This window comes from Ferranicluibacter rubi (assembly GCF_011603255.1).
GTDB classification, from domain to species: domain Bacteria; phylum Pseudomonadota; class Alphaproteobacteria; order Rhizobiales; family Rhizobiaceae; genus Ferranicluibacter; species Ferranicluibacter rubi.
Genome location: NZ_JAANCM010000002.1, coordinates 395,495 through 408,189, shown reverse-complemented (window position 1 = coordinate 408,189; position 12,695 = coordinate 395,495). Strand labels below are relative to the sequence as shown.

Annotated in this window: 12 protein-coding genes and 1 tRNA gene; 8 read left to right on the top strand and 5 right to left on the bottom strand. The window is 60.1% G+C overall.

Annotation, left to right across the window (positions count from 1 at the left end; translation table 11 throughout):
• Window positions 1–163: 163 nt before the first annotated feature.
• From G8E10_RS05870 to G8E10_RS05860, 3 genes are all read left to right on the top strand, one after another.
• The gene (locus G8E10_RS05870) at window positions 164–919 is read left to right on the top strand and encodes a hypothetical protein (protein WP_281517417.1); all 756 of its coding nucleotides are present in this window, start codon (window positions 164–166) and stop codon (window positions 917–919) included.
• A gap of 132 nt (window positions 920–1,051) precedes the next feature.
• Complete coding sequence (locus G8E10_RS05865; protein WP_422038058.1) at window positions 1,052–2,527, top strand: SPOR domain-containing protein; 1,476 nt, start codon at window positions 1,052–1,054, stop codon at window positions 2,525–2,527.
• A gap of 117 nt (window positions 2,528–2,644) precedes the next feature.
• The gene (locus G8E10_RS05860) at window positions 2,645–2,914 is read left to right on the top strand and encodes a hypothetical protein (RefSeq protein WP_062596550.1); all 270 of its coding nucleotides are present in this window, start codon (window positions 2,645–2,647) and stop codon (window positions 2,912–2,914) included.
• A 76-nt stretch (window positions 2,915–2,990) separates the two neighbouring features.
• On the opposite strand, the gene G8E10_RS05855 is transcribed toward G8E10_RS05860, so the two are convergent.
• Together G8E10_RS05855 and G8E10_RS05850 are read right to left on the bottom strand one after the other, a co-directional pair.
• The gene (locus G8E10_RS05855) at window positions 2,991–3,419 is read right to left on the bottom strand and encodes a DUF1489 family protein (protein WP_110729634.1); all 429 of its coding nucleotides are present in this window, start codon (window positions 3,417–3,419) and stop codon (window positions 2,991–2,993) included.
• 50 nt (window positions 3,420–3,469) lie between these two features.
• Window positions 3,470–4,870 (bottom strand): L-serine ammonia-lyase, encoded by a 1,401-nt coding sequence (locus G8E10_RS05850; RefSeq protein WP_167127718.1) that lies wholly within the window; start codon window positions 4,868–4,870, stop codon window positions 3,470–3,472.
• 169 nt (window positions 4,871–5,039) lie between these two features.
• Between G8E10_RS05850 and G8E10_RS05845 the strand changes: the two genes are divergently transcribed.
• Together G8E10_RS05845 and G8E10_RS05840 are read left to right on the top strand one after the other, a co-directional pair.
• Window positions 5,040–5,723: a DUF599 domain-containing protein gene (locus G8E10_RS05845; RefSeq protein ID WP_110798767.1), complete on the top strand. Its 684-nt coding sequence runs from the start codon at window positions 5,040–5,042 to the stop codon at window positions 5,721–5,723.
• 103 nt (window positions 5,724–5,826) lie between these two features.
• Window positions 5,827–6,843, top strand: coding sequence for a heparan-alpha-glucosaminide N-acetyltransferase (locus G8E10_RS05840; protein WP_281517416.1), 1,017 nt, complete (start codon window positions 5,827–5,829; stop codon window positions 6,841–6,843).
• 68 nt (window positions 6,844–6,911) lie between these two features.
• Here the strand turns inward: G8E10_RS05840 and G8E10_RS05835 are convergent, their stop codons facing one another.
• Together G8E10_RS05835 and mgtE are read right to left on the bottom strand one after the other, a co-directional pair.
• Entirely contained in the window at window positions 6,912–7,298 is a 387-nt protein-coding gene (locus G8E10_RS05835; RefSeq protein WP_092936147.1) for a MerR family transcriptional regulator, read from the bottom strand.
• Between the two features lie 128 nt (window positions 7,299–7,426).
• Window positions 7,427–8,854, bottom strand: coding sequence for a magnesium transporter (gene mgtE, locus G8E10_RS05830; RefSeq protein WP_110798766.1), 1,428 nt, complete (start codon window positions 8,852–8,854; stop codon window positions 7,427–7,429).
• A gap of 340 nt (window positions 8,855–9,194) precedes the next feature.
• Between mgtE and G8E10_RS05825 the strand changes: the two genes are divergently transcribed.
• From G8E10_RS05825 to G8E10_RS25840, 3 genes are all read left to right on the top strand, one after another.
• Window positions 9,195–9,695 carry a peptide deformylase gene (locus tag G8E10_RS05825; protein ID WP_132663403.1) on the top strand — a complete coding sequence of 167 codons (501 nt, stop codon included), beginning with the start codon at window positions 9,195–9,197 and terminating at the stop codon, window positions 9,693–9,695.
• Window positions 9,696–10,022: 327 nt separating this feature from the next.
• The gene (locus tag G8E10_RS05820; protein WP_167127715.1) at window positions 10,023–11,849 is read left to right on the top strand and encodes a toll/interleukin-1 receptor domain-containing protein; all 1,827 of its coding nucleotides are present in this window, start codon (window positions 10,023–10,025) and stop codon (window positions 11,847–11,849) included.
• A gap of 186 nt (window positions 11,850–12,035) precedes the next feature.
• Window positions 12,036–12,320, top strand: a complete 285-nt coding sequence (locus G8E10_RS25840; RefSeq protein ID WP_281517415.1) for a LexA family protein — start codon at window positions 12,036–12,038, stop codon at window positions 12,318–12,320.
• 189 nt (window positions 12,321–12,509) lie between these two features.
• On the opposite strand, the gene G8E10_RS05810 is transcribed toward G8E10_RS25840, so the two are convergent.
• Window positions 12,510–12,594 (bottom strand) — tRNA-Leu (locus G8E10_RS05810).
• Between the last annotated feature and the right edge of the window lie 101 nt (window positions 12,595–12,695).

The window sequence follows — 12,695 nt, the reverse complement described above, 5'->3', positions numbered from 1 at the left end:
CTTTTTCATGCCCGGTTCGCGGTACATGGGATTTACGTAAAATTAACCTTCTTGCCCCAGCCTGAGCCCGTATCGATTTGCGGTTCGTTCATCCGTGCCCATCGATCCTGTGTCGACACGACACAGGCGCGCGCCGCGCCGGGAGGGATGCTGGGACGATCGGATGACCACTTCATCAGAGCTCGCTGCACCATCCGGAGCATCCGGCCCTGCCCTCGGGCATCCGGGCTCGCGCCTTCTCCTGCGCGCCGGCCTGATGCTCGGACTGCTCGCCGGCCTGACGGTCGCGATCTGCGTCGGTGGTGAGCGCATAGGAACGACGCTTGCGCTTGGCGGCAACACCACCAGCACGGACGACAACAATATCGTGATCGGCACGGATCACCTGCGCCTGCCTTCCAACCACATCCGCTTTGCCGAGCAACGCCAGACGGGCGCTGCCGAGCGTGTCGACATCTATGCGACATGGCCGGAGATGCAGGGCTATAGCGACGAGACGCGGAACCGTTTCAACGATGTCACACGCACGGACGGCTTGCTCTTCCTGCAGATCTCCCAGAGCACCATGTCACGGGATATGTCGGGCCGGATCGGCCCGATCTACAGGCATCTGTTCGAAGGAAACCCGTCTGTAGGGCCTGCGGGGCTGACGGCGCACCGCATGAAGGCCGGATCCGGCTACGGCGCGGAAATCTTCTTTACCGGACCTTCCGGCACCGCAGGGACCGCTGGAGATTACGGCGTTCGCTGCATCCTGCCGGAACGTGCGGAGCTTGCGACCAGTGCGGACTGCCAGCGCGATGTTCACGCGGGCCAGGACCTTGTCGTGCTTTACCGGTTCTCCAGCCAATTGCTGCCACAATGGCGCGCCATCGACGAGGCTGTTCTCCGTTTCGTCGAGGCGAAGCTGGTTCGCTGACGATGATCAGCACGGCATCTGTGCCGATTTCGAAACCAATCCTTCATCATAAACCGATTGGTAACGCTGTGAGGATAAAGTCCGGAGAACGGTCGTCCGTAGGGGGGCGATGCCCGGACGACAATTTTTGATCTGAGAATGAAGAGAAGCGTAGTGTCCATGCCAACATTGAACGGTTCCACCGAGCGTCAGCCGACCCCATTCTTCAAAGCGGCTTCACGTATGATCGTTGCCTCCGTCGTGGCGGTCTGTGTTTTCGCAGCACCTGCCCTGGCAGCCAATTACGCCGGCATCGTCGTCGATGCGAAGACAGGCAAGGTGCTCTACAGCGAAGATGCCGATAGCCTGCGCTATCCCGCTTCGCTGACGAAGATGATGACCCTCTACCTCACCTTCGAAGCGCTGGAAGCCGGCAAGGTCCGCAAGGATACACCCGTTCCCTTCTCCAAGAAGGCCTCTGCCGAACCACCATCCAAGCTCGGCGTGCGCGCCGGCCAGACGATCACCGTCGAGCAGGCCATCCAGGCGCTCGTTACGCGCTCCGCCAACGACGCTGCAACGGCACTGGGCGAGCTTCTCGGCGGCTCGGAAGACCGCTTCGCCCGGATCATGACCAGCAAGGCCCGTGCACTCGGCATGACGCGCACCACCTATGGCAATGCCAACGGCCTGCCCAACGACCGGCAGATGACGACGGCCCGCGATCAGGCACGCCTCGGCATGGCACTCCGCCAGCATTTTCCGCAGTATTATAGCTATTTCTCGACCCGCAGCTTCCGCTTCGGCAAACAGGTCATCGGCAACCACAACCGGCTTCTCGGCAATGTCCGCGGCGTCGACGGCATCAAGACGGGCTATACCCGTGCAGCCGGCTTCAACCTCGTGACCTCGGCCCAGGCCGATGGCCGCAGCATCGTCGGTGTCGTGCTCGGCGGCAAGTCGGGCGGCGCCCGCGACGCCCAGATGCGGGCTCTCGTTGCCAAGTACATGCCGGCAGCCTCGCGCAGCGGCAGCGGCAATCTGGTTGCGGAAACGCAGGATGCGCCGACCCTTTCGGAAACCGAACAGCGCCCCGTCTCGACGGCAGCCGTCACCGGCGGCAGCTTCAACCTGCCCAATAGCGGTCCTCTGCCTGGCGCACGCTATAGCGAAGAAACGACCCGCAGCGTCGAAGTCGCCTACGCCGCCGAACCCAAGGTCAGCGCCAACCCGGTTCTCGCCGCCAAGCCCAACACGCTGGAAGCCCAGAGCCAGAAGCTCGCCTCCCTCGGCACCAACGCCACGATCGACCGTCAGGTTACCAATTCCGTTGCCAAGAAGGTCTCCGAGCCTGTTACCGAAGACGAGGTCGTTGCACCGTCTTCCGGCTGGATCATCCAGATCGGCGCAACGCCGGACAAGGGCCAGGCCATGACCCTTCTCGGCAATGCCAAGGAAAAGGGCGGCAAGGCACTGTCTGCCGCAAAGCCCTTCACCGTCGCCGTCTCCAGCGGCAGCAGCCAGCTTTACCGCGCCCGCTTCGGCGGCTTCTCCAGCCAGGACAAGGCCATCAATGCCTGCTCCGCCCTGAAGAAGAAGGGCTTCGCCTGCTGGGCTGCCGCTCAGTAAACGATCGCTTAAGGGCAGGCCGGCGTTGACGCCGACCTTCCCCGTCTTTCGAGCACCGGCACGTCCCAGTTTTGCCGGTCTCCTCCTCGGATTTGTTTTGCGTAAACGGGGTCAGTCATGTCGATGAATGAGAATGGCTCGGGAGCACCTCTGCTTCCCGACAACAAGGTCCGCCGCGCCCCGCGCCGGGGACTTCATCCGCTCCACGAGGCGGCCATGCGGATTGCAGAACTCGGGGCCAAGCCCCGATCGAAAACCAAGGATCTGGTGGGAATGCTTCTCACCCATGGCGCCCGGGCCTGGCGCTCGACGCAGCCGGATGTTTCGATCCACCTCCACGTCACGGCGCCCTCCTCGCGCCGCCCGGTACGACTTCGGATCAAGTAGCACAGGCTCAGAAGCCAACAAGAAACGCCCGCCGCGTGGTTTCCACCGGCGGGCGTTTCCGTTCAGGCGATGTTGTTCAGAGAAGGCCGAGTTCGGTCAGTTCGCGGCGCAGCTCGCTCGGCATGTCGGCCGTCTCGGAGGCGAGGTCGCGCGGTGCGTCGGCTTCGGTCAGGTACCGCCAGCCCTGGAAGGGGCGCCTTGGCTGGAAATCCGTATCGATGACCTCGGGCCCGAGGATGAGATTGCAGCGCCCGATGCCTTCGCCGTCCGTGAAGGTGGTGATGTCGAGCAGGCGCTGGCGGGCCTGCACCTGCCCCTTGATGACCCAGTAGAGAGAGCCGCCGTCCAGCAGTTCCTCCATCCGCTTCGGCACCATGCGGGTGGTGTGGAAGGAGTGGGGCGCGTGGCCGGCGGACATCGCGTTCAGCGCCCGTTGGGCGACCCAATCGCGCAGATCGTCGATCGAAGTTGCGCCGACGCAAAGCTTGAGAAGATGCAAGGCCATGATGGCGCGTTCAACACCGTTGCTGCAGCGCCGTCAAGAGGCGTGCTCTCTCAACACTCGACGACGTTGACCGCGAGACCGCCCGTCGAGGTCTCCTTGTACTTGTCATGCATATCGAAACCGGTCTGGCGCATGGTTTCGATGCAGGCATCCAGCGGCACGAAATGGCTGCCGTCACCCTTCAGGGCCAGCGACGCGGCCGTCACCGCCTTGACGGCACCGAGTGCGTTGCGCTCGATGCAGGGCACCTGCACCAGCCCTCCGACCGGATCGCAGGTCATTCCCAGATGATGCTCCAGCGCGATTTCGGCCGCGTTCTCGATCTGCTCCGGTGTCGCCCCCATGACGGCGGCGAGGCCGGCGGCAGCCATGGCCGAGGCGGAGCCTACCTCCCCCTGACAGCCCACTTCGGCACCCGAGATCGAGGCATTGAACTTGATGATGCCACCGATCGCGGCGGCGGTCAGGAGATAGTCGCGAATGCCATTGTCATCCGCATCCTCGTGAAAATGCAGGTAGTAGCGAATGGTCGCCGGTACGACGCCGGCCGCGCCGTTGGTGGGCGAGGTCACGACCCGGCCGCCGGCCGCATTCTCCTCGTTAACGGCCATGGCGTAGACGCTCAGCCAATCGTTCGCCAGCAGCGGATTGACCTTGTTGGAACGCCACTCCTGTTCCAGCTTGTCATGGATCATCCCGGCGCGACGGCGAACCTTCAGCCCGCCCGGCAAAATGCCTTCCTGTGCCAGACCACGGTCGATACAGCTTTTCATCGCGGCCCAGATCCTGTCGAGGCCGTCATCCAGATCCTCGCGCGACATGGAACATTCCTCGTTCGCGCGCTTCATCTGCGCGATCGAGAGACCCGACCGCGCCGCCATCTCCAGCATCTGCTTCGCATTGGCGAAGGGATAGAGCACCTTGACGCCGCCCGGCTTGGTCTTGGAAGCGCGCATGGCTTCGAGTTCCGTGTCCGTCACGACGAAGCCGCCGCCAATGGAATAATATATCCGCTTCAGCAGCAGGCGACCGTCCTTGTCGAAAGCGGAAAAGGACATGCCGTTGGCATGCCCGGGTAGCGGCACCTTCTTGTCGAAGACCAGATCGATCTTCGGCTGGAACCGGTATGTCGGATGACCCGGCGGCGTGATCTCTCCGGTCCGCTCGACGGCCTCGATGATCCCGTCCATGCGGTCGGGATCCACCCTGTCGGGGCGCTCGCCCATCAAACCCAGGACGACCGCCCTGCCCGAGCCGTGGCCGATACCGGTATAGGCGAGCGAGCCGTGAAGGCTTGCGGTGATGGAGGTCACAGCTGCACCAGCCGGACGTGGCCAATCCGGGGACGGGATCAGCTCGAGAAAGCGGTTGGCCGCCGACATCGGCCCCATGGTGTGGGAGCTCGACGGGCCGATGCCGATCTTGAAGACGTCGAAAACCGAAAGAAACATCGAAACCCCGATCTGCGCCGGATCTGCGCATTCCTCATGGCCGACCATAGGCCATTGCCGGCCTCGTCGGGCGGTGACCGACCGACATCCGGTGGGGTGCGCGCGACATGCAGATCCGCCCTGCTTTGCAGCATATTGCTTTTTCGGGCGAGCATGCCACAAGAGCCGCATGGTTCTGGTCGATTATATCGCACTTCTCGTGTTCGCGGCTCTATGGGGCGGCTATGTCTGGGTGACGGACCGACGCACCGTCTTCGGCCGGACGAGCCTGTCGCGGCTGATGATCGAGCGCCGGCGCCGCTGGATCCTCAATTCGCTCAATCGTGACCTGAAGATGATCGACACCCAGATCATCGCCGGCCTGCAGGCCGGCACCGCCTTCTTCGCATCCACCTGCATCTTCGCGCTCGGCGGCTGCTTTGCCCTGCTCGGCCGGGCGATGGAGGCGCAGGCGATCTTCAACGACCTTCCCTATGTCTTCCAGGGTGGCCGCACGGCCTTCGAGCTCAAGGTCGGTGGCCTCACCTGCATCTTCGGCTATGCCTTCTTCAAATTCGGTTGGTCCTACCGTCTGTTCAACTATTGCTCGATCCTGATCGGCGGCATTCCCATGCTGTCGGAAACAAGGGTGGACCGGGCCTCAGCGGAACGGGCAGCCGAGCGGGCGATCCGGATGAATGTCGTTGCCGCCAAGCACTTCAATGCGGGCCTGCGCAGCATCTTCCTGTCGATCGGTTATCTTGGCTGGTTTGTCAGCCCCTATATCCTTATGGGCGCCACCTGCGTCGTCATCGTCGTCCTCTTCCGCCGCCAGTTCTTCTCCGAAGCGCGGGATGCGCTGCTGGAGCCATGATTTCAGAGGCTGAAATCCATAAATCTTTCATCCTGCCGATCCTGCATGCTCCGGTTCGCTACCGGCTCCACCGTCCGCCGAGCATGTTTTAGGGGAATTTCCCATGTCGCGTACCGAACTGATGTCACAGTCGTTTTCCGAATCCTCGCCGTCGCCACCGACAGAGACGCGTCCCGCGCGCCGCCGCCTCGGCTGGCTGGACGTCGTTCGCGGAATCGCCATCCTCGCCATGGCGAGCTATCATTTCTCCTGGGATCTGGAATATTTCGGCTATCTCGCGCCGGGAACCGTCGGCACCGGGCTGTTCAAGTATTATGCGCGGGGTATCGCCAGCAGCTTCCTGCTGCTCGCCGGCTTCAGCCTCGTGCTCGGCCACTTCCCCCGCTTTCGGGGTGGCCCGTTCCTGATCCGCTTCGGAAAGATCGCCGCTGCCGCTGCCGTGATCAGCATCGCCACATGGTTCGCCTTTCCCTCGGGCTTCATCTTCTTCGGCATTCTCCATTCGATCGCGGCGGCAAGCCTGATCGGGCTCCTGTTCCTCCGCCTGCCGGTCGCGGTGACGCTCGTTGCGGCCGTCGCGGCCTTCGTCGCGCCGCTCTACCTCCGGTCGGCTTTCTTCGATACGCCGGCGCTTTGGTGGGTCGGGCTATCGGAAACGCTGCCACGGTCGAACGACTACGTCCCGCTCCTCCCCTGGCTTGCCCCGTTCCTGACCGGAATCGCACTCGGTCGCATCGCGCTCGGCTCGAAATGGCTCGACCGGGCCGCGCCGTCAGAAGGTCAGTCCACCAGACTCGCGCGCGGTCTTGCCTTCGCCGGCCGACACAGCCTGCCGATCTACCTCATCCATCAGCCCCTGCTGTTCTCGCTGGTCGCCCTCTTCGCCATGGTCTATCCGGCACCCCGGCCCGATCCGCGACCGGCCTTCCAGTCCAGCTGCATGGCAACCTGCACCGGCGACCAGACGCAGGCCTTCTGCACGCGCTTCTGCGGCTGCACGCTCGACAGGCTGGTGGAACAGAAGCTGCTCGACCCACTGGACCGGGGCCTAATCGATGGGCGCACGGATGCGCGGGTCGCCGACATTGCGGGGCAATGCACGATGAAGGCGCAGGAGTAACACCGCAAAAGAAAACGCCGCGACAGACGTCTGTCGCGGCGAAAATCATGTAACGATATTGGGCGGAATCAGGTGCCGACGCCGATTTCTGCCAGCCGTGTCAGGCAGGCTTCCTCGACATTGCTCATTTCTTCGAGCGTTTCCTCGATGTCGCGGCGCTTCTGGATGAGTTCCGTGCGCTTGTCCTCAAGCCGCTTCATCATCAGGCGGAGTTGCCCGGCCTCGCCCGGCGGCTCCTTGTAGATCTGTATGATTTCCCGGATCTCAGCAATACTGAAGCCGATCCGCCGTCCGCGCAGGATCTCCTTGATCAGATGCCGGTCCGTCGAGCGGAAGAAGCGCGTGCGACCGCGCCGCTCGGGATGGATCAGCCCTTCGTCCTCATAAAAACGAAGCGTGCGTGTCGAGACACCGAATTCCCGTGTCAGTTCTGTGATGGTATAATACTTGTCCAAACCGTGCCTCATCTGCAAGACGGAAATCCTGAGCGACATTTACGTAAAAGTCAATGCGCACGAACAGATCGACGGGTATCTGCGATGACGGCGCCGTTTTCCGCGCCTCGACGCCGTCACGCCTCAGTCTAGTGAATGCCGAACCACCATGAGGCGAGGCCGAGAAACGCGAAGAAGCCGGTGACGTCCGTCACGGTCGTCACGAAGACAGCCGAGGACACGGCAGGGTCCGCGCCGAACTTGTCGAGCAGCAGAGGAATGAAGATCCCGGCCAGTGCCGCGGCGATCATATTGATCAGCATGGCAGTTGCGATGATGCCGCCGATATCCGCGCTCTGGAACCACGTGCCGGCAGCAAGACCGATGAGCAGGCCGAACAGAGCGCCGTTGATGAGGCCCACGCCCGCCTCGCGCCGGATGACGCGGAAGGCGTTGTGGATGTCGAGATCGCGTGTTGCAAGCGCGCGCACCGTCACCGTCATCGTCTGCGAACCCGCATTGCCACCCATGCCGGCGACGATGGGCATGAGAACGGCGAGCGCGACGATGTGCTCGATCGCCTTGTCGAAGAGACCGATGACGGAGGCGGCCAGCATGGCCGTGAACAGGTTGACCATCAGCCAGACGACGCGGGAGCGCGACGTATCCAGGACCGTGTCGGACAGTTCTTCGTCGCCGACGCCGCCGAGGCGCATGATGTCCTCCTCGGCCTCCTCCTGGATGACGTCGACGACGTCGTCGATGGTCAGCACGCCGACGAGGCGCTGATTCTCGTCCACGACGGCGGCCGAAAGCAGGTTGTACTGCTCGAAAACCTGCGCGGCCTCTTCCTGGTCCATCTCGGCCGGCACCGGATGGTTGGTTTCGCGCATGATCGATTCGATCTTCACCGAGCGCTTGGTGCGCAGGATGCGGTCGAGATCGATGGTGCCGAGCAAGCGGAAGGTCGGGTCGATCACGAAGATCTGGGTGAAGCTTTCGGGAAGCTCCGTGTCCTCGCGCATGTAGTCGATCGTCTGGCCAACCGTCCAGAACGGCGGCACCGCGACGAACTCCGTCTGCATGCGCCGGCCGGCGGTCGATTCGGGATAATCGAGCGAGCGGCGCAGGCGCACGCGTTCCGTAAAGGGCAGCTTGGCGAGGATCGCTTCCTGATCCTCCTGGTCCATATCCTCGAGAATGTAGACGGCATCGTCCGAATCCATCTCGCCGAGCGCCGCGGCGATCTGTTCGTTCGGCAGGTGCTCGACGATGTCCATACGGATCGCCTCGTCCACCTCCGTCAGGGCCGAGAGATCGAAATCGTCGCCCAGCAGCGAGACCATCGCGCGGCGCTGCTCAGGGTTGATGGCTTCGAGAAGGTCGCCCATTTCGGACGCGTGCAGACGCGCCACGTGCTGGCGAAGATACAGCACATCCCGGTCGGCGATCGCGGCGCCGACATGCATCAGGTAATCGGAGCGAACCGATCCATCCTCGGCATAGATGTCGGCCCCATCATAGGCATCGTCCGCCTCAAGAACGCGCGTTTCCATGTCGTCGCCGGTGTTGCTCATCTGCCCGCCTCGCGATCGTTCAGCCGTTCCGGGCGCCGGAGCGATGCCCGGGGCTTGAGGGAAGGCTCTGCCAGTGTGTCGATGGTTACAGACCGGAAACCAGGGCCGGCCGCACTTCCTGCTAGACCATGGAAACGCGTGGGTCTACCGAAGATGACGCGCATGCGCGCCATATCGGGCAGATTTGTTCAACCTGTTGCAAGACCTCACAAATCACCTCCGAATTCGCCTTCGCGTCGTCACAGGGCGAGGATACCGATACGCACCGGGTACCCCGGTGATATAGGGGCGAGAGGAAGCCGGCACACGTGCCCTATCCTCACGACTCCGGAGCCTTCGCATGACAATCAGACCGATCATCCCCTACCCCGACACCCGACTGAAGACGCCGGCAGAGCCGGTCACCACATTCGACAGTGACCTCGCCGCGCTCGCCGCCGATCTGCTCGACACCATGCGCGCGGCGCCTGGTATCGGCATCACCGGCCCGCATATCGGCCTCCTCAAGGCGGTCACGGTCATCGAGACAGACGAGAAGACGGGTCCACGGATCTTCATCAATCCGGAGATCGCCAGCGCCTCCACGGAAACGACGCGCCACATGGAAGGCAGCGTCTCCATGCCGGGCTTCACCGATGAGGTGGAGCGGCCCGCAACCGTGACCGTCCGATACCAGATGCTCGACGGCATCTGGCGCGAGGAGGAAGCGCAAGGCCTGCTCTCCGTCTGCCTGCAGCACGAAATCGACCAGATCAACGGCATCTTCTGGCTGCAGCGCCTGTCGCGGCTGAAGCGGGAGCGGCTGGTGAAGCGCTATGAGAAGGCGCTGAAGACCGGATGATGAAGGTGCCAGCCAATGGCATCATTGGGTCTAACCCAATGGACAAGGCACAAAAAAACCGGCGTAAGCCGGTTTCTTTTGGTGCGCTCGAGAAGATCCTTGGATCGAATTTACAGCAATTAAAGCACATACTTATAGTCCCGCTGGGGATCAGATGTAGTGCATTTTGTCTCGCAAACACAGGCAGCTCTACAGAACTTCCTGATTCTAGAATAAAACGTTTGGTAGTTAATAGGCTACGCTTGGTTGAATCCAGCGAAGAGGCTATCAGTTAGTCTATCGGCGATCCGCATTCTCAGTTTCGCTAATGAACTCGGGATGGAACTGATGGCTAACGCTACACACATGAGGTGGGTGAAACAGGGGAGCGAAGCATGGAATGCTCGGCGGGAGGAACGGTACTTTGTGCCGAGCCTCAAGAACGCGGATCTTCGCGGTCTTGATTTAGCGTACATGAACCTTCGGGGAGCGCTTCTAACCGGCGCCAATCTCGAAGGAGCGGATTTAACACACTCAATCCTCATGGGCGCTCAAATGGTTGGTACCAAGCTTACTGACGCTGATATGAGTTTTGCAAAAGCTTCGACCGCAACCATGGCAAACTCAGATATGAAGGGAACAAATCTACACCACGCATCGCTTGACCAGTGCGACCTAAGAAAGTCTGACCTTCGAGGCGTAGATCTATCGAATGTATACTTAGTTGGTGCGAATTTATCAAAAGCACGATTAGCTGGTGCAAAGATCTCTTCCGAAAGGTACCATGACGTTACTGCTTTTGCTGACGGTCTGAATCAACGACAAATTAACGAGATGATTGGAGACACCGGGATTGTTTTACCAAACGGCCTTGAGTATCCGAGCCACTGGGCAATCGTAGAGGAACCATCCGAGAGCTTTGCAGAAGATGAGAAAAACCCTGCTATGGAGCAGGCTGCACCAAATATGCAGCATAGTGTCTTTATTTCTTACGCCCACCAAGATCTAGAAACTGCAAAACTCATTAAAGCAATTTTGCTGGATGAGGGCATTTCGGCGTGGTGGGATCAGGACATTGCGATTGGAGACAACTGGCGGGAGGCAATTGACAACAAAATCACTGAGACTAAAGTTGTTTTAACATTATGGACAGTTTTCAGTGTACAATCGGCTGCAGTCACTGAAGAAGCCTCTCGTGCGCAAGCAGAGAAAAAACTAATCCACGTTCGTCTAGACAATTCCAAGCTGCCTTATGGATTCATGGAGACTCAATACGCTGACTTGCGTAAATGGAACGGGCTTCGCAGTGACCCTGAACTTATAAAACTCCTTCAATCATTAAAAGACAAACTCTCTCCTCCCGATAATGACGAAGTTAAACGCCGAATCATTGCAGCCACTCCGATGGCTGCAGTTGTTGAAGACGGCATGATCACTGCGAAAGACAGCCCTCCTAGCGCGTCACCACCATTCCCTGATGAATTTGACTTGAATAGACGACTTGAAGCACAAGAGACACTCGCGAAGAAGTTGTTGGATGCTTTTCATTCGCTTCCGAACAACCTAGGTGCCGCGATCAGATTTGATCTATCACATTTCATCGACCAGGTTTCTGCAAGACCTGCTTCTTGGTATATCTTGTCAGATAGCATAGATGACATTCGCTCATACCTCGATATGGATGAAGACGTAAGCTGGCCTGGCAGTACCCGTAACGGATTGCACAAGCTGTGCACAAACCATGAGGCACTCAGGCCTCGACTTCAGCCGGCCCAACCAGCGCCTCTCGACGCACAAGCTCCCCTACCGGCACCGCTGCCTGACCCTGACAAGATGTCCGAAGCGGCAATTCAAGAAATTGCGGATGTAGCATCGAAAGCCTTTAGAAGTAGTGACGCCGAGAACGTGTTAACAGAACCTGCTGTCAGAACAGGCGAATACTTGGCAGTTGAACTAAACGAGGCGAGAGCAATCCAAGTCGTCTCAGCCAAATCAGGCGAGGTGAAGCGAAAGAAAACGACGAAAGGTCTCCTAGCATTGGCAGGCTTCGTCGGCAGCGCGATCACGTCAATAGGCTATGGCGTCAGCACTAATATTCTGACTTCTCCGGAGGCAGCCAGCCGTTTACGCCAGATACTTGAGAAACTATTTAACTTGATGTCTGAACTATTCTAGAAGGAGCATTGACTATTGTTTTTCTATATCCCGGTGATCGCCGAATCGATGTCGCACGCATTGCCGGGCGTGCTGCGTGTTCCTTGGAGTGATCTCCCCCTTGACTCCTCCGCCCAGTGAGAACATTTGCAGAACGAAAGCGCCCATCAACGCTTCCGGACACACAAACATCGGATCTCATTCGTCATGCTCCAGCACCCGACGCTGTCGCCGATTGCGCTCGATTACGTGCGCTCTGTCGTCAAGGTTTCCAGCCTCAGGGTGCCGGCCGGCTTTCCCTCGCCGCCCGCCGATGATCTGGAGGACGTGGTCGATCCGATTGCGTGGATCGTGCGGCACGAGCCCTCCACCTTCTGGTGGCGCGTCTCCGGCCACAGCCTCACGCGTGAGGGGATCTGCGACGGGGACATGATCGCGGTGGATCGCGCCGGCAAGATGCGGTTCGGCCGCGCATCACTAAATAGTATTTAACGCAATATTACCGCCACTTTTAGTAAGTCCGAACGATTTCCATACCTGCGAAGGGAGCGATGAATGCTGGCTCTCAATGCAGCGAATATAAAGAGAGAGTTTGTGTCGCCGTACAGGGTCTGGAAATCGGACTCCCAGCGACCGGCCGAATGACAAGGCACAAAAAAACCGGCATAAGCCGGTTTCTTTTGGTGCGGTCGAGAAGACTCGAACTTCCACGGGTTGCCCCACAGCGACCTCAACGCTGCGCGTCTACCAATTCCGCCACGACCGCATCGTGGTAGAGCCGAATTGCTCCGGCAGGGGTGCGTTTAGCAAAAGGATTTGGGGGGCACAAGGGCGTAATGCGGAAAAGTTGGCGGTGGTGAAAACTAT

Coding starts and splice junctions, on each gene's coding strand:
- mgtE (WP_110798766.1), bottom strand. CDS start 8,854: ATGAGCAACACCGGCGACGACATGGAAACGCGCGTTCTTGAGGCGGAC.
- G8E10_RS05855 (WP_110729634.1), bottom strand. CDS start 3,419: ATGGCCTTGCATCTTCTCAAGCTTTGCGTCGGCGCAACTTCGATCGAC.
- G8E10_RS05820 (WP_167127715.1), top strand. CDS start 10,023: ATGGCTAACGCTACACACATGAGGTGGGTGAAACAGGGGAGCGAAGCA.
- G8E10_RS05845 (WP_110798767.1), top strand. CDS start 5,040: ATGGTTCTGGTCGATTATATCGCACTTCTCGTGTTCGCGGCTCTATGG.
- G8E10_RS05850 (WP_167127718.1), bottom strand. CDS start 4,870: ATGTTTCTTTCGGTTTTCGACGTCTTCAAGATCGGCATCGGCCCGTCG.
- G8E10_RS25840 (WP_281517415.1), top strand. CDS start 12,036: ATGCTCCAGCACCCGACGCTGTCGCCGATTGCGCTCGATTACGTGCGC.
- G8E10_RS05860 (WP_062596550.1), top strand. CDS start 2,645: ATGTCGATGAATGAGAATGGCTCGGGAGCACCTCTGCTTCCCGACAAC.
- G8E10_RS05825 (WP_132663403.1), top strand. CDS start 9,195: ATGACAATCAGACCGATCATCCCCTACCCCGACACCCGACTGAAGACG.
- G8E10_RS05840 (WP_281517416.1), top strand. CDS start 5,827: ATGTCGCGTACCGAACTGATGTCACAGTCGTTTTCCGAATCCTCGCCG.
- G8E10_RS05870 (WP_281517417.1), top strand. CDS start 164: ATGACCACTTCATCAGAGCTCGCTGCACCATCCGGAGCATCCGGCCCT.